Origin of the sequence: Anaerosporobacter faecicola (assembly GCF_012070565.1) — a bacterium.
Taxonomy (GTDB): Bacteria; Bacillota; Clostridia; order Lachnospirales; family Lachnospiraceae; genus Anaerosporobacter; species Anaerosporobacter faecicola.
This window is the reverse complement of record NZ_JAAQRO010000030.1, coordinates 166,508-184,865: the sequence shown is the minus strand read 5'-3', so window position 1 is coordinate 184,865 and position 18,358 is coordinate 166,508. Positions and strand designations below refer to the sequence as shown.

13 protein-coding genes are annotated in these 18,358 nt (G+C 36.0%); 1 reads left to right on the top strand and 12 read right to left on the bottom strand.

Annotated features, from left to right (window positions below):
- Positions 1–104: 104 nt before the first annotated feature.
- Complete coding sequence (locus HBB17_RS13465; protein WP_167958014.1) at positions 105–1,037, bottom strand: helix-turn-helix transcriptional regulator; 933 nt, start codon at positions 1,035–1,037, stop codon at positions 105–107.
- 132 nt (positions 1,038–1,169) lie between these two features.
- On the opposite strand from HBB17_RS13465, the gene HBB17_RS13460 reads away from it, so the two are divergent.
- Positions 1,170–1,808: a type 1 glutamine amidotransferase family protein gene (locus HBB17_RS13460; protein ID WP_167958013.1), complete on the top strand. Its 639-nt coding sequence runs from the start codon at positions 1,170–1,172 to the stop codon at positions 1,806–1,808.
- Between the two features lie 209 nt (positions 1,809–2,017).
- On the opposite strand, the gene HBB17_RS13455 is transcribed toward HBB17_RS13460, so the two are convergent.
- The 11 genes from HBB17_RS13455 to HBB17_RS13405 form a co-directional block, all read right to left on the bottom strand.
- Complete coding sequence (locus HBB17_RS13455) at positions 2,018–3,688, bottom strand: ABC transporter ATP-binding protein (RefSeq protein ID WP_167958012.1); 1,671 nt, start codon at positions 3,686–3,688, stop codon at positions 2,018–2,020.
- A 21-nt stretch (positions 3,689–3,709) separates the two neighbouring features.
- Entirely contained in the window at positions 3,710–5,542 is a 1,833-nt protein-coding gene (locus HBB17_RS13450) for an ABC transporter permease (RefSeq protein WP_167958011.1), read from the bottom strand.
- Positions 5,543–5,648: 106 nt separating this feature from the next.
- On the bottom strand, positions 5,649–7,007 hold the full coding sequence (locus HBB17_RS13445; RefSeq protein WP_167958137.1) for a hypothetical protein: 1,359 nt from the start codon (positions 7,005–7,007) through the stop codon (positions 5,649–5,651).
- Between the two features lie 320 nt (positions 7,008–7,327).
- The gene (locus tag HBB17_RS13440; RefSeq protein WP_167958010.1) at positions 7,328–8,089 is read right to left on the bottom strand and encodes a response regulator transcription factor; all 762 of its coding nucleotides are present in this window, start codon (positions 8,087–8,089) and stop codon (positions 7,328–7,330) included.
- Positions 8,082–9,746, bottom strand: a complete 1,665-nt coding sequence (locus HBB17_RS13435) for a cache domain-containing sensor histidine kinase (protein ID WP_167958009.1) — start codon at positions 9,744–9,746, stop codon at positions 8,082–8,084. The genes HBB17_RS13440 and HBB17_RS13435 overlap by 8 nt, the downstream gene beginning before the upstream one ends.
- Positions 9,747–9,819: 73 nt before the next feature.
- Positions 9,820–10,857, bottom strand: a complete 1,038-nt coding sequence (locus tag HBB17_RS13430; protein ID WP_167958008.1) for an ABC transporter substrate-binding protein — start codon at positions 10,855–10,857, stop codon at positions 9,820–9,822.
- A gap of 389 nt (positions 10,858–11,246) precedes the next feature.
- Entirely contained in the window at positions 11,247–12,770 is a 1,524-nt protein-coding gene (locus HBB17_RS13425; protein ID WP_167958007.1) for a methyl-accepting chemotaxis protein, read from the bottom strand.
- A gap of 338 nt (positions 12,771–13,108) precedes the next feature.
- Positions 13,109–13,855: an FAD-binding oxidoreductase gene (locus tag HBB17_RS13420; protein ID WP_167958006.1), complete on the bottom strand. Its 747-nt coding sequence runs from the start codon at positions 13,853–13,855 to the stop codon at positions 13,109–13,111.
- A 16-nt stretch (positions 13,856–13,871) separates the two neighbouring features.
- Entirely contained in the window at positions 13,872–15,305 is a 1,434-nt protein-coding gene (locus HBB17_RS13415; RefSeq protein WP_167958005.1) for an NADP-dependent glyceraldehyde-3-phosphate dehydrogenase, read from the bottom strand.
- Positions 15,306–15,490: 185 nt separating this feature from the next.
- Positions 15,491–16,186, bottom strand: coding sequence for a Crp/Fnr family transcriptional regulator (locus HBB17_RS13410; protein ID WP_167958004.1), 696 nt, complete (start codon positions 16,184–16,186; stop codon positions 15,491–15,493).
- A gap of 418 nt (positions 16,187–16,604) precedes the next feature.
- On the bottom strand, positions 16,605–18,317 hold the full coding sequence (locus HBB17_RS13405; protein WP_167958003.1) for a M3 family oligoendopeptidase: 1,713 nt from the start codon (positions 18,315–18,317) through the stop codon (positions 16,605–16,607).
- Between the last annotated feature and the right edge of the window lie 41 nt (positions 18,318–18,358).

Genomic DNA, 18,358 nt, shown 5'->3' with positions numbered 1-18,358 from the left:
TTCTTTTTATCATATCAAAACCTAAGCCTATATGAATAACTGCTTCTTCAAGTTTCATACTCCTCACAAATCCGATTTCTGTAGAAAAATCAGGAAATTTTCTTCTAGTTTTCGTATAGGATAGCAATATCATGTATTCTACGCTTCACTTCTGTGCGGATATGTAACGGCTCCAAACACTCACATTTATCCCCAAAACTGAAAAGCATATTGTAGTAGTATTCATTCTCTATGAAAGGAAAACTTACAATGTAATGTTCCTCACCGTCTGGGATAAATTGTTCATAATTGCAATAATCAAGTACCCTATCCATGACAGATTTATGAATACGAATTTTGATTCTTGTTTGCATTGTTGATAAAATATCAGTAAATTCTAACTGCGGTTTTTGATAATCTCGAGGCGTAAAAGATTTCTCTACTATCTGTAGGTTTGACATGCGAGATAGTTTGAATAAACGAAAATCATTTCTTTTATAGCAATACCCTTGCATGTACCAATGGCTATTTTTCAATACAAGCTGATACGGCTCGGCGGTTCTTGTGGTTTTATTCCCGTGTCGATTTATATATTCATAAGAAAGCAGCTTACTTTCCTGTATCGCTGTTTTGATCCTATCTAAATATGGTTGAATGTTCCTGTTACCCAACCAGGGAGTTAAATCGATATAGATTTGATTAGCTTTTAATTCAATATCTTTCGCTCGATCTGCAGGGATAAAACTTTTGACTTTCGCAAGAGCATTCACAAGTTCATCCCCTCGTATCATGTTAGAAAGGCTAGAGATTCCCATCAAGATCGTAGAAAGCTCAGCAGTCGAAAAAACCTTTTTATCAATCTTATAATTCTGCATGATTTCAAAGCCACCACCAACTCCCGGTATCGAGCATACAGGAATCCCCGCCATATTGATTGCGTCTATGTCACGGTAGATTGTGCGTGGTGAGACTTCAAACATATCCGCTAATTCCTGCGCACCTATACGCTTTTTATCAAGAAGTATCATAATAATACTAACAAGCCTGTCTACTTTCACTAATTGTCACCTCAAATAATTTCTTTTTATTATTATAGATTGTTGCCATAGTGTTGTCAACAATTAGAGGGTATAATGAATACAAAAAGAAACAAAGCAAATTACTAGCTATGATAAAAGGAGGAAATGTATATGTTTACAATCTATATTTATGTTCTTGATACGTTAGCTGACTGGGAAATAGGGCATGTTACTGCAGAATTGAATTCTGGTCGATTCTTCAAAAAGGGCGCAGAGCGTGTATCGTTTAAAACAGTTAGTTATTCGAAAGACCCCATTCATACAATGGGTGGAATGACAATCGTGCCCAATTGTTTAATTGATGACATTGTTGTGAATGAAACAAGCATGTTGCTCTTACCGGGCGCAGATACATGGAACGACCCAAAGCATGGCGCTATCCTAGAAAAAGCAAGTGAATTTCTCGCTATAGGTGCTACCGTATGCGCAATCTGTGGGGCTACTGCTGCACTTGCCAACTTTGGACTATTGGATCATCGTCCTCATACCAGCAATGGACCTGGATTTCTTGAAATGATTTCCCCAAGCTATAAAGGACAAAATTACTATATAGACGAACCATCGGTAGCTGATGGCAATCTAATAACTGCTGCTTGTACCGGCGCTTTATTATGGACGAAACAAATTATTGCGCATTTAGGTGTCTTTCATCCAGATGCACTGGAATCTTGGTATGAATACTTTCGTACTGGTGACCCAAAACAGTTCTTCGCTCTCATGCAATCTGTGTCACCTAACCAGGAAAACTGATGGCATGTTTCTCTGTTTTGAAACACCACAAGAAACAACATGCTAAAATCTTATAACCAAAAAATTACACCGCTGTATGCCATAGTTGAAGTTCTCTTCCCCTAGATGACATACAACGGTGTAATTCGATACTCGTTGTATTCCTGTATTTTGTTATAATTGATAACACAATAGAATACGTAATGCACAACAGATCTAGTAAGTCTCCCTTACTTTGTAATTGCTAACGTACCAGAAGTTATGTATCTTCCAGATTTCCGATCAAACAGCATAATGTTTTCACCACTAAAATCGAACGTCACCTTTGCGCCTATTACATAACTTACTCCACCAAAGATTACGCCGGTTAATAAGAAATCTCCGACTCGTATCTTAACCGTAGATTCCATACCCGTTGGCATCGCACCATAGATTACGCCTTCTACTTTTCCGGAATCGCTCATTCTTACGAATTCAGGTCGTACACCGATTACAAAGTCTTCCTCTGTAATTACTGGTTCTTCTTTCTCGATGAATTCTTCCTCATGTACCTTAGCAATATGATATTGGAATACTTCATCCTTGTTTCCTTTCTCTACATATTTCTTATCTTTCAGATTATTCTGCTTTACTTGTTCTACGTCTCTTGCTTCTTTATCTCGATTCGCAAACCAATCTTTTAGTGATAGTGTCTTTCCTTCCGCTTGCACTCTATTCGGCTGGAAACTTGCCTCTATTCCATCGAATAGGGATACTGTAATGTCACCGTCAGCCGTTTGCTTTCCTTTTGCTTCAATGAAATTAATCGATGGGTTTCCAACAAAATCCGCTACAAATGTATTATTTGGATAATTGTATACTTCTAGTGGTGCAGCATATTGTTGTAAAACACCATTGTTAATTAGACAGATCTTCGTTGCTAATGTCATGGCTTCCATTTGGTCGTGTGTTACATAGACAAATGTACTTCCTGTTTCCACATGTAGACGCTGTAACTCATAACGCATCTCTAATCGAAGTTTTGCATCAAGATTTGATAATGGCTCATCCATAAAGAGTACTGTTGGTTCTGGCGCTAATGTTCTCGCAATAGCTACACGTTGTTGTTGTCCTCCGGATAATTCAGCTGGATAGCGATCCATAAACATTCCAATCTTGACAATACGAGAAACTCTTCTTACAGCCAAATCTACTTCTTCTTTCGTAAGTTTTCTCTCTGTAGTAACAACCTGACCATTCTTCACAAGTGCAAATTCTGCATTAAGCTCTATTCCCTTTGCTTTATGTGCATCAAGAATCTGTTTGTATTTTTTATTAAGATTCGTTACTATGGACTCCACTTGTGAAGCTACATTCGTGGCTTCATGTAATTTATATCCATATAACTTCTTGGCTGTATATAGAGAGATTTTATACGTATCAATAAAGATTAGATAGACTTTACTCTCATCAATCTTTCCATTCTTATCTTTACACTCTCTCGTTAATTTTATTATATCGTTGGGGTTTTTAAGTATATGTAGCAATACGGATATATTCTTAGCATCAAAGTCATATGTAGGCATTTCCTCTTTTACGTTGCTAAGACCAAATGCAATGTTTTGATATACGGTCATATTAGGCCATAATGCATAGTTTTGAAACAGGAAACCAACCTTTCTCTTATTAGCAGGTACATTAATACCAAGTTCACTATCAAACACTACACGATCTCCAATTGTTATTCTTCCACTAGTTGGAGTCTCTAGACCCGCTATCATTCTGAGGGTTGTAGTCTTACCACAACCAGAAGGTCCTAATAGTGTGATAAAGGAATTGTCCTCTATAGCAAGATCCAAATGATCTACTGCATAAAACTTTCCCCATCTTTTCGTTACATTCGTTAACTTAATTTCTGGCATAATCGCAACAACTCCCTTCTACTAGTTTCCGCCAATTCCTTTATCGAGACTTGCACCGGTCAATTTATTTACTAAGGCATTACAGATTAAAATCGTGACAACCAAGATTAAATTAATTGCACTTGAGAATGCATATAATCCCATTTCATCAAAATAATCCAATGTAGTAGCGACGATAAAGCCTTGTACACATAATAGCATGAATAGAGATAATTCTCTTAAACATGTCATAAATGGTAACAAATAGCCGCTGATTATAGAGGATTTCTGGATTGGTATAATGATCCGAAACATTCTCTTATGCCATGGTAGATTCTGTATAATGGCTGCCTCCTCAATCTCACCACTTAGTTGTAACATTGAGTTTAAAGAACTTCGACTCGCAAACGGAATATACTTCACGGTACCAGCTATAATTAACAATGCATACGTATTAAACAGGTTAATCTTTTCATTAGAAAACAAGATAAAATACGCAACACCTACTGCTATGGAAGGCATTAGATACGGTAAGAAGGCAACGGAATTAACATAATTTGCCCATTTGCTTCTTCTGTTTTTGGCTACTGCATAACCAATTAATGTACCGATTGTACCAGCAATTAATGCACAGCAAACGGAAACGAATAAGGTTCCTTTAAATGCGTTCCAAATCGTAGAATTAAACAGAATTCCTTGCTGCCCATACAATCCATTCTCTGTAATATTCTCTTTCGTCAACCACCACTTTGTCGTCAAATTATGAATATTACCTGTATATAAGAAACTATAATCCCCTGGGTTTGGTAAGAAGGTTTCAAATGCAAATGAAATAATTGGGAATATACTCGTAAAGAATGTAAGTACAACAAATACCCCTGCAATCACGTTTCTTCCCACTTTACCAAGGTTAATCTTCGAAATCTGTCCTGACTTTCCTGTAACCGTCGTGTAAGACTTACGGCTCTTAAGACTTACTTGATTCATCATCAGAATTGCCACACCAAAGACCATCATAATAATTGCCAGAATACTCGCTTCTCCTGTATACTTTGAATTCAGAGAAATGTATTTTGTGGATAATGTAGTCAAACCTAGATAGTGTGGTACTGGATAACTTCCCATGGAACTACCAAATACCAAAAGAATTGTCGATAGTATGGCTGGTTTTACCATAGGTAATGTAACTTTAAACATCGTCTTGATCTTAGGTGTATCCAATATCGTAGCTGCTTCCTCAAGGTTCGCATCCATATTACGGAAGATTCCACCAATAAGAATATAAGCAAATGGCGCATAATGCAGTCCTAAAACAATCGCACTTGGGAATAACCCTTGGCACCACCACATCGGCATCTCAATTCCGAATAGGGAGGCTAACAAGCCGTTCGCAGTTCCTGTAACTGCATTACTGTTGAATAAATTCTGCCATACAACAGCCAATGTCCACTGTGGCATAATGTATGGAAATATGAATATCGCACTTAAATATTTCTTACATCGTAGATTTGTTCTCGTTACTAAAAAGGCAAATGTACCACCATACAATATGGAAATGAAACATGCAAATACTGCTAACAAAACTGTGTTCCACAATGGAATCCATAAATTCGTTCTTGCTAATTTTCCTGTGAATAAATCAACATAATTGGCAACTGTATATCCATCTACTTTATTCGAAAGATATGCATCAATCGTACCTGGGTGAATGGAGAATGTATCTTTAATAATAGCTACCACAGGGGCGAAGGTTGTAAAAGTAAGTACGATACCGAATAACAATAGAATCAAATTCTGTGGTTTTGAAAAAAATGTCTTTAATTTATTCTTAAGAATCACATGTCTATTGGGATTACGACTCCTTGTTTGATTCATACTAGTCACCTCATAATAAAATAAGGACGCTTAGATTCTACTATTTATACCGTTGTACTAAAATCTAAGCGCCTTCTAATAGTAATAATCGCTACACTATATAAAACTACTCTGCACTGTATTTTGTTAATAACTCGATCCAACTACCAACGGTAAATGCTACAGAAGAACAATATTCTGGATCTTCTAATACTAATTTTCCATTTGTTGTCCACCAGTCATAACCACGGTCATTACAACATTCAAATGTGTTTTGACCATCTACGTAACCACCCTCACTATGGTTATAGGTTGCCTCAATTGCAGTTGCAACTTCTGGGTTAGAAGAATAACCGCCCATATCTTTTCCCCAAGCACTGAAACCATCTTCTGTACAAGTTAAATATGCAATGAATGCACATGCAGTCCAAGGAAGCGGGCTGTTGTCTGTTACAAAAAGGTAATGGCAATACCCAAATCCACCTATGCCTTTGTAACCATCATTATACGCTGCTACTGTTACATTCTTCTTCGATACCGAATCGGATTCTTCAACAGAACGAAGTTTTGAATATACTAATAAACCACTTTGGTCTGTAGCGGAAGCGGATACTAATGTATTACAGATTGGACCATCATCGGTTTGCGCATTATAGTTCTCAACCCATAATTTTATCCATGCTAAGGCATACTTGCCATTTTCACCAAGACCAAGGTCTTTTGCCTCTGATTCCATCGCACTGATTGTAGGTGTCAAATATGCTTGTTCTGTACTGTCAAGTGCTTCAAAAGCTTCTTTTAGCCAACCTGCATATTCATCCTTTGTTAACATATATAGAAAATTCTTACCAACTATCTCAGAATCAATATCCATATAAAGAGCATGTGTGTTCTCCGCTACAAAGTCCCAGCAATTGTCATACGTTGCACTTCCGGTGTTATTGAACATGAAAACTTTGTTCAAGGTTTGAAGAGGAAGAAATCCATCGTATTCATCTGCTTTCACTCCATTCGCCTTTGCCCATTCTTGAGGAATGAATGTCTTTAATGTTTTGGTCTGTACCATCTTGCTTTCGATCTGATTACCATCTTGAATTAATGTCATTGCGAATGTACCTGTTGATTTAAGTGCATCGGATGTCAATTGATCAAAAATCTTATTGTTTTTTGGTTGTTGCCATTCATATTCCATCGAATAAGATGAATCAATCGTTTGTAGATACTCAATAAATAAAGGTAAAGCAGTCTTTCCACGGCTGGAATTTCCAACACCATAGAAGGTCTTTCCGTTGGATTCTTCGATTGCTTTCTTTGCCAATTCTTCTAGTGTCATAGACTCTGCTTCTTTAATAATCTTGTCAATCTCACTGTTACTAGATGATTTTCCATCGCCATCTTTTGAACCTTTGTCTGAGCTAGATTTACATCCACCCAAAGCAAGTACCAACATACTAAGAATTACTACTAGAGATACCATACGTTTCATCTTTTTCATACAATCATCCTCCTATTATTTCTTACCCATCAATGTAATTATCCTTAAGGATATCTACTCTTGTTGATAGTTTTATTATAAAAGAGAGAAGCAAAAAACAATAGATGACATAACTGTTATTTCTTTTAAAATACTGACATATTGCATATAATTATTTATTATGTACATATTTTATTGTATATTAATTATTATTTTCTTTATCTCCTAATTATTTTATCATATATATTGTATGTATTTGCATATAGTAGAAAGAGTCGGCTATGCATATTGCACAACCGACTCTTTTCTGTACTCTGCTTACTTTAATTATCCTACCTTATGCTACGATCCTGATACTCGGATGGGCTAACTCCCACCACTTTCTTAAAAGTGCTACTAAAATAAGCACAATCATGATATCCTACTAGTTCCGTAACTTCATACACCTTATATCTACAATCACTTAAAAGTTTCATAGCAATATGCATTCGATACTGTGTGATATAAGACATTATGGTAAACTCTGTTTCCTTCTTAAATATATGACTGAGATGCCCTTCACTTACACCAAGGGACTGTGCTACTGTAGCTATGCATAGATGTTCATCACTATAATGCTTGGCAATATAATCAATCGCCTCCATCACATACTTACTCTTATCCCCCTTTTTTAACAATAATCCTAGATCTTTATCCGTACTCGCCTCTTTTTGTTGTTTCTCTTCCAACTTTTTAATTACTTGCAATACCGCTGCTTCCAATTCCCCATCTTCAAAGGGCTTTAAAAGGTAATCTGCTACATATAATTTTATCGCACTCTGCGCGTAGGAAAAGTCACTATATGCCGTTAAGAATATCACACTAACCTCATTGCCCTCTTCACGTAACTGTTTCACCATCTGTATCCCATCCATCTTGGGCATACGGATATCTGTAATAATTAAGTCCGGTTGATATTTATGTGTTGCTTCAATGCCTTCCATTCCATTGGCTGCTTGCGCAACTACCATACAGCCAATAGAAAGCCAGTCAATCTCTAGTACAATTCCCTTTCTAAGTAATGCTTCATCATCAATTACAAGTACTTTAAGCATCAAATACCTCCTTTCGTAAGGGTAATGTAATCGTTACTTTTGTACCTCCGCTTTCTATATCACTGGCATTTAATCCATATTCATGCCCATAATATAATCGTATAATCGTATCCACATTATAAAATCCAAGATGTCCCTCCAGATTATCTCTGTTTCTACTATTGAGATGTTCCATCACTTCTTTTGCCATCCCGCAACCATCATCTAATACATTGATGAATAGCGTGTCATCCTCACATGCAATATCTACCCGTATATTACCACTATCACGATCCGCAAGTCCATGAATGATTGCATTTTCAACAATAGGTTGCACAATCAGCTTTGGGATCTTATAGTGCTCTAATTCTTCTGGTAAAAGAACTTCATAATCAAACCGATCTGCAAATCGAATTTGTTGAATATCTATATAACATTTCACAAATTCCATCTCCTCTTTCACGGTTACAAAAGCTTCGGAAGAGATACTATTGCGTAAAATCTTTGCCAGACTTGAAGATAATACTGCTATCTCCGGAATATGATTCGCCTTAGCGACCCATTTCATTGTATCTAACGTATTATATAGGAAATGGGGGTTTAATTGTGCCTGCATCATAGCAATACTTGCATTATTTAACTCTTTTTGTTGACGTATTTGCTTTATCATATAATACTGCAATTCTTTTATCATTCGATTAAAATGCATCGCCAGATGTCCAATTTCGTCCCTACGTTCCACTTCAATCTGTACGTTTAAGTCTCCACTCTCCACCTCTTTCATTGCTTTTGTTAACGTATGCATCGGTTTCGCTAAATTACGACTTAATGTAAGGGAAACAGCAACACACAATAGAAAACACAACGCTGCCATAAGTATACTAATTCCATACATCGATCTTGTAATACTAGACGTAAATGCTTCTCCTTGTTCTAACACAATGGACAATCCTGTGTTATCGATTTGTCTCATATAGATTCGACAGTCTTTTTTCACAGCCATAAAATTCTTCTTATCCAATATACATTTGCGAATAGTCGGGACAATGGAACGTTCCGATGCGCTCTCTGTACTATAGATACTGTGCCAATAAGAATCTACTAGCATAAGATTGGTATTAAAGGAGAACGTCCCTTGAAACAACTTTGCAAAATCATTGGTATCCATGTCAATCACAATAAAACCAATACAATTACCGTTGCTGTCTGTTATCGCACGTGAAGCCTGTAATAGTACTCCTTCTCTAGTACTCGTAGTCTTCTCCACTCTCTGTATCTGTAACTTGGTGGGCTCCTTCCTTGCTGCTCTTAATATTCCCCAGTAAGTAGGTAATTCACTACCAATGGCAATTGCATTATTGGTCGTATACTTACAAATACCTCCGATGGAATATAGACTAAAGTCTGCATATTCCCGAATCTCTGTTGTATTATTATAGAGCTCTAAATACATACTCTTTTTCTTTTGTATATCCTTTACATACAGTGTTTTAACAATATTCTCATTCACGCTTAACTCTGCACTAATGGTATCAATCTTGTTAAAAATCGTCGTTAGATTTTCTTCCATATTTTTCAATTTTATAGTTGCTTCCTCTTTGTAATCCTTACGTAGCTTAATTTGAAAAGAACGAACCATAAATGCACTACATATTAATAATGGTAATAACGAAACCACGAAAAAACAGATCAATAACTCGCTTTTAAATGAGGTTCGAATACCCTTAAACAAAGAAACCACCCTCTTTTCTTTATCGGTTTGCTATAAGCGCAGACCACTGTTTCAAAACTTCATTCTGAATAATGCTTGCTTTCGATATATCAAAGTCAATTACATTCAAATTCTTAAATGGCTCCTTGGAATCTTTGATGTCACCCCTTACGGACCTTCTGTTAAATTTGTCCACTATGTACTGTTGCACGTCTTTACTGATAATAAATTCTATAAATTGTTTTGCGTTATCTTCATTCCTCGCATTCTTAATAATTGCACAACCATCTGGAACAGCGCTTGTTCCTTCCCTAGGATATACCATAGTAATATCCGCTCCAGCCGCAATTTGCTTCATTGCCGTTTCTTCTAGTGTAATTCCAACTAACCTTGTTCCATTCACCACTGTCTCGATTACATCACCCGAGCCACTTAATACATTCCCATCTAAGGCATCCACAAACGTTCTTAGCGTCTTTTCCTGATCTTGATTTAAGATTTGAAGCAAAGTTGCTAACGCTGTATAACTAGAACCGGATGTATTCGGATCAGCAAATGCAATCTTCCCTTTCCACCTATCTCCAAGCAGATCCTTCCATCCTGTTGGTTCCGCTGACTCATAAATCAATTTATTATTATAAACAAATACAATGGGTAACGAAGAAAATGGTGTCCAACAACCATCGGCAGATAGATAGTCTTTCGCAATATCTTTCCCTTCTGAACAGGTATATGGCAGAAAATAATCTTTGTATGCTTCCAGATTCTCAACACCACCACCAAACATAATATCACATACCGGAGAATCTCCTTCCAGAGCAATTTGCTCCAACAACTCATTCGTCCCCCCTGCTATGACAGTAACCCATATTCCTGTACGTTCTTCAAACTCTTTAATAATTGGTTCATAAACTTCTTCCTTGTGAGATGTATAGACAACTAACTCGTTGTTATCCCCTGGTCCCTCTATACCAGTGTCATAGCCAACTTGTCTATTCCCACATCCACTTAACAGAACAGCAAAGGATATTAGTAGCCCCACTACAATCTGAAACTTGGAAAACACATATTTATTCATAATAGCATCCTCACTCCCAAGTCTTATTTTTATTTTGCAAACATCGCAATTTCAAAATTATATCTAGAGTAGATGCTTGCTAAAAACTGCAAGTGCGAAGTTTGCATTGTTTAATATGTTTAATATTATATAATAAACAAGGTGTAATTTCACCTTATTTACCAAAATTATATCCTATTTCTAACATTTAATTCGCAATAATTTATTACCAAAACGAAAATAATTCGCTTTACTTTTTATTTCAGTACTAAAAAAACAAGCCATTAAATGGCTTGTTTTTGGTTTTAACTTCTTCTGCAATTCACTGGAATCTTATCGCAAAACTCCTTTTTGTTCTTCGATTATGTAGTATCCTTCATTCAAAAGCATAGCGAATTCCTATCTCCGTATCAAGATTCATTTAACAAGTCACTTAATTGCACTGTGATATTTCCAACACCCTCCATTTGTTTGTTGATATCATTAATCGTCTGTGTATTATCCAGTATCGTTAATGCTATTTGATGGAACTGTGCATTTTGTGTTTGGATCTGTTCAAGAAGCTCATTGTTGTTTTCAGTATTTCTATGTAAAAGAGCTTCTTGTCTACTAATCAATTCTTGAATTGAGTTGATATTATTCGTAGATGTTTTTACAACTTCAAGCATATTCCAGATTGATTGCACCGTAGTAGTTAGTACCTCACTTTGCTGCATAATCTGCTCTTTACTTTTTCCTACCTGATTTTGTGTTTCCTGTGTATCTTTATTTAGTTCTTGTAGTACATCCTGAATTTCCTTTAATAGGTTCTGCGTACTCTTTGACAATTGTCCTATTTCATTTGCAACAACTGCAAATCCTTTCCCCGCATCTCCCGCTCTTGCCGCTTCGATCGCCGCGTTTAACGCAAGCAAATTCGTCGAATCAGCAATTGCTTCAATACTTGATATCGTTTCTTGAATCTTATTGGTTCCTTGCACCTGCTTCTCAATAACAACGACCGTATTCTGATTTCCTTTCATTACTTCTTGATTCGAATCCATCAAATTCTTAATCGCACTCTCGCTAGACATAGCCATAGTTGTTAACTTTGAAAATGCTTCCATACTATCTTGTACAAATGACGTAAGATTATGACCTTCATCTACAAGCTGTTTCAGATTACTATGACTTTGATCTGCTCTTTTTACCATCTCTTCATTTAAAGAATCTAGTTCTTCCGTAATTGCACTCAATTCCTCTGAAGCAGCACTTTCTGATTGAATCAAACTCGAGATCTCCCCCGTACTTTCTACTAAGGTGAGTGAAACTTCACTGGACTTGTCTAATATAATTTTCATTCGATTTTCATTCTTTGCAATCTCTTCTTTTTTCGCATTAACTAAAAATGCTTCCACAAAGTAATTCATTAATAACATAGCCCCAAAAGCACAGACATAAACTGCTACTGCCATTACTAATTCGCTAATAAAATTATCTCCACGACTAGGTAAGAATAAGTTCGGTTGCAAGGCTATCTGGATAACCATACAGACGGTAAGAACAATCGATGTTTTTAATTGATATTTAAAATCCATCAGCATACCCGAACACATAAAAAAGAATATTATGATTGCCCAATTTGTTTTCCCAGGAAAGAACCCAAAGCAAGTTGTCGTCTGTAATGCCAACAAAATTATAAAATAGATTTTTGTGTATCTTAATTTCTTATGGTAATCTTTCACTTTTCGTAATATATATAGACCAAAAACAAGATAAAATGTACAGCAACCAAAATACACAACAAATTGCCAGATTTTTGGGCGTGTATACCAGCCTATCATCTTTAATCCAGTATATGTAAGTCCAATAAGATAAGTAATTATCATATACACAACAATTAGAATCTTCGAAATCTTCTCCATGTATTCTTCAATTAGTGTTTTTTTCTCCATATCTTCCTTCTCCTTTGTACTTAATTATTTCATCTCTAGTTAAAATTTCTAAGTCTTCAAGTCGAACTTCTCTTAATTGATGTAAAAGCTCCTCCTTTCTATTTTGGTTACTGTTCTAGCATGTCTCATACTGAGCAACTCAGCTAAAATACTGATACCTAATTATTACAATCGATCGAGTCTTTCAACTACGAATTCATGTATATACTGTATCAATTGCACCTTTTTTCTATACTATCATATTAACCGATTATATACAAGGAAGTTGGTAAAAACGAGTTTCCTATTATAGGACTTAAACGAGGAGAGCACCAATGCTCTCCCCATTTTCCATTCTGTTATTTTCTTATATCAACACCTGGTACAAACATTTCAAAACTGATGTTATCGTCTGAAAAGCCAATCTGAAGTAAGTTTTGATACATCGCTTTCATAAATGGAACCGGTCCACAGAAATAAACCTCTGCATCTTTCTGGATGTTACGTTCCAACCACTCTTTTGTTAATCGTCCTTTTTCATCATAGTCTTTCCCCATTACATCGGTTTCTAGTGGTCTGGTATAAACAATTGTTGTATTGACATGAGCACCCGAAAGTTTATTAATTTCATCTCTAAATGCCATAAACTCTGTATTAGGAAGACTATAGATCAGATGAGAAGAACGCTTTTCTTTCTCTGCCGCCATGGCCATTGTTAACATCGGTGTAATACCAATACCGCCTCCGATTAATACAACCGGCTTGTTCCCTTCTTTGAGAACAAATTTACCTGCAGGTGCAGTAATGTGAATAGTATTTCCTTCTTTTACATGATCAAATACAAATTTGCTGACTTGGCCCTCTTCTTCACGCTTTACACTGATTCTATAATACTCTCCATTGGATATAGACGACAACGTATATTGTCTAGATTTTGATAAAGTTCCATCGTCCATTGGGACTTTTACTGCAATAAATTGCCCTGGCAAATAATCTGGAAGTTCCCCTTCCTCATCCATCACTTTTATATATAAAGAGACAATATATTTATTCTCTTCAACTCTTTTTACAACTTTTGCTTCCCGAAATCCTTTCCATCTTTCCATTTCAATACTCCTATCCTTATAAATTAATTACTGTTGATTTCAATCTTGTCATTGCTTCAATGGAATACTGAATTCCTTGAACGCCCAAACCAGAATTCTTTACTCCTAAGAATGGTAAGTTATCTGGTCCTCTCTCTGTCTTATTGTTAATCTGAACGGTTCCTACCTCTAATTTCTCTGCTACTTCCAATGCTTTATTCATATCTGTGGTAAATACTGCACTCTGTAGTCCATATTCCGACTGATTGGCAAGGTCAATTGCTTCTTCCATAGATTTCACACGAAGAATTGGTAATACTGGACCAAAGGGTTCTTCCCATGCCACTCTCATATCCGTTGTTACATGATCAAGCAAAGTAGGGTGAATTAGATTTCCTTCTCTTTGTCCCCCAAACAATACCTTAGCACCTTTTTCTTTTGCATCTACAATTAATTCTTCTACAAAATCAGCTGCATTTTGGCTAATAAGTGGAACAACATCGATTCCGTCTTTCGTATCGATTGGATTTCCAACTTTTAATTCACCCAAACGTACCAGAATCTTCTTAATTAAATCTTCTGCTTTACTTTCCAATACAAGTATTCGTTTGATTGCCGTACAACGTTGTCCTGAGTAAGAAAATGCACCTGCTACAATATGTTTTGCAGCCAATTCTAAATCTGCATCTTCTAGTACGATTGCAGCGTCCTTTCCGCCTAACTCCATGAGTAAAGGAATCATCCTTGATTGTGATGCTATATGCTGTCCAACCTCCGTACTACCTGTGAAATTAATAAAGTCAATTCCTGCATGCGTTACGATATAATCACCTATTTCGCTACCTTTTCCTGTAACTACACTAAGCACCCCATCTGGAATCCCTGCTTCCTTAAAAACATTTGCAAGAAATATTCCGGAAAGACTACCTTGTGTTGCCGGCTTAAATACTACTACATTCCCTGCAACTAATGCTGGTGCAATTTTTGATGCCGCTAAATTAACTGGATAATTAAATGGTGAAACGGCAAGTACTACTCCTAGTGATTCTCTTTTGGTTATAGCAAACTTTCCTTTAGCCCCCCCTGGGAAATTGTCTGCAGGAATCATTCCTCCATTTAGGCTTTTTGCTATATCTGCTGTAGATTGAATCATTTCCGCTGTTCTTACTACTTCTGAATACGCACTCTTTTTATCTTTGCCTACCTCAAGAACCATTAGATCCGATAATTCATCAGCTCGTTCTAATAGAAGCTCAGCAGCACGATATAAATATTTCATTCTCTCAGAACTGCTTTTGTTGTTCCATTCAGGCCAACTTTTTCTTGCTTTACCTATAATGCTATCTACTTCTTCTTTGGACATTGCATCTACTTGTCCAATCAATTTATTTGAAATTGGGGAATTTATATTAATTTTGTTATGATCCATAGCTTTTCCCTTTCTGTTTTTTACTTGCTTTGATGAGCTCATTATATCTGACTTTTATCTTTCCTTCTGTGACTTAAATCAAATTTAAAAAAATCATTTTGTGTGTATCCCCTGGAAGGTTTCTTCGATGTGATTTAAAAACTTTCCTATCTAAAAAAACACCCCAAAAGCTGATCTACTAATCCAGCTTTCAGTGTGTTTCTCATACTGTTCTTTTCATTCTATTACTATAAATAATTCTGTAATGCCTCATAATCAAGAATCTCAATTTGTTTATGCCCAACCATATTTATTATTTTATAATCGCAAAATTTTTTTAATTTTCTACTTAACGTTTCTCTTGTAACTCCTGCATAAAATGCCATCTCTTCCTTGGACAACGGAAGTTCAATCACAACTTTGTTTCCCTCCTTCTTTCCGTAGTTACTGGCTAGATCGTCTAGAATGTATGCCAGTTTCACCTCACCATCCTTATCCGCTAGGGCAATCGCAAGTCGCTCCATTTGTTGAAGACGCTCACCTAATAACTCCAATACTTTGAAACTCATTTCAGGATTGTGAATCAACAAATTATGAAACTTTTCTTTCTTTAATGTACAGATTTTGCAATCGGTAATTGCTTGTACGTACCCATCGAATTTATCATCTTTCAACAAATGTAACTCTCCAATGCAATCACCACTCTTCATAATATCCAAAATTTGTTCTCTTCCCTCTTTGGTATACTGAAATCTCTTTAACCGACCTTCATTTATGATAATTAAAGCTTTTACCTCTTCTCCATCCCGAAGTAAAAGTTCGCCTTTCTTGATGGTCTGATGTTCGATTAGCAAAAAAATTTCTTGTAATTCTTTATTCGAAAGAGAAGAAAAGATGAATACCTTGTCCGTACAATTGTTTCTGCTGCATTCTCGACATGACATAACAGTATTACTCCACTTCTATATTTTATATATTTGCAAGTTGTTCACCAAATTGCTTGCATTTCATAACATTCTCATTCTATTATTCTCAATCATTTTATATTTAATTCTCGTTCCTTATTATTCGCTCAAACTTCGCACTACAATAAATAGGAGATCCAATCAGCATAGCAGCATTTCTTACTTCCTGTCGTTTATTCTTTACAACCACATACCAAATTAGACTTTGGTACACTTTTCCGTTAATTATTCTTAGCCTAATAGTTCCAAACATAAAAATAAAGGTACATCCAAATAAAACAAATTGGATTGCACCCTTATTTCACTTATTTTAAGTTGTATTTGTAATTTCTGTAATACTATCTCCTATTTGATCGAGTTCCCCGTATCTATATGAAAGGAGAAGTACATGTGGAGCCTATATCAATTCTTTTTCCATATACTCTTCCAAAATCTCTTGCGCACGCTTTGTTACTCGTGTAACGACACCCTCTTCATATGCAAGGCTCAAACCTGCTGTATGTAATAGTTCTGGGTATCCCAAACTGCCACCGGCACTACAAAGCTTGCTATAGTCTTCCCAAGCTTCTTTCGGATTTTCAATCATCTTCTGCTTAAATTCTAAGGCACACATATTGGATAAAGAATAGCTAATTAAGTATCGTGGGAACATATAAATTCCCATATTGCCATATAACATTGCACCTTGCTCGATGTAATCTTCAAGTTCACCAAAGTCGTAATCTGGCATATATCTCTTATACACATTTGCGTATTCCAATGCCCGTTCCTTAGATGTTGCTTCTGGAGTATTGTATAAATATGTTTCATACTCATGTATCATACAATAGCTACAGATTTCCTCCATTACATTACTTAAATGCATAAATCGAAACTTATCTGCATCCTCACCAAAGAAATATTCTGCAAATGGATATGCAAATTGCTCCATTGTCTTTGATGGAACCTCAGCCATATCATTAACAGCAACATTATATTGTATTAACGACTGTTTCTGCATTGACGCATACATTTGGAATGCGTGTCCAATCTCATGTGTTAGTACCGTTACATCCGAAATCGTCCCATTGAAATTACCAAATACAAATGGCATTTTAATTTTTGCAATATCTGCACAGAATCCCATTCCTGCCACCTTGTTCTGTGATGGCTCTGCATCGATCATTTCATGTGCAAGCATCAAATCAAAAAATTCTCCTGCTTCTTTTGATAACTCATGATACATTTTTCTTGCTGCCTCAAATAATTCTTTGTTTGACCCCTTTGGTTCTGGGTTTCCATCAGCAAATAGAATACTATTATCGTAGATTTTTAACTCCGTTAATCCTAATCTTCTCTTCTTTGCTTCATTTAATTTCGTGCAAAATGGAACCAATACTTCTTTTACCTGATCGCAAAATCCCGTCAGTTCTTTTTCTCCATAACCGACTCTTCCTTTTTCAAGATTCATATAATCTAAATAACTATCAAACCCATTTGCCTTTGCAATCTCAATTCGAAGATCCACTAATTGATTTAAGATGTCTTCAAATTCGTCTTTGTGATTTATGTAAACTTTGTACCGTTCTTCTACCGCTTTCTTTCTCTGCTCACGGTTTAGACTCTCATAATATTTTAGTAGCTCTGCTTCTCCTACTACCTTTCCGTCTATTTCAAACTTCAAGCTAGCTTTTAGCTGTTGATACTTCATTTCCAGTGCCTGGCTTTTTACAATTAGATCCTTTCCCTCTTCAAATAATTGAATCTTATTTTTAAGCAAGGTGATGTACTGCACTCCGAATTCTTCTTCAATCTGCCCTACAAATGGAGAGTCAATTAATGCTTTACTTAGCTTATTCCAATCCAAATATGTAGCCTCTTCAGAATTCTTTAGACTTTCTTCTTCATAAAACGTATTGGTGCAATCTTGATACATGCGGATACATGCAACATTTTCTGCATAAGACTGTTCGATCTGAATCTCATTACTCTTTAAAATCACATCACGTATGGTCTTATATTCTTTCGCTTCTTTTATTTGTTCTGTAAGTTCATTTATCCTATTTTGAATCGCAGTATAATCTGGTCTTACATAAACTAGGTCAGAAAACTTGTAATCCTTTTCATTCATTTTTATAGATCTCCTTTACTATGTACTCAGTCTAGTATAAA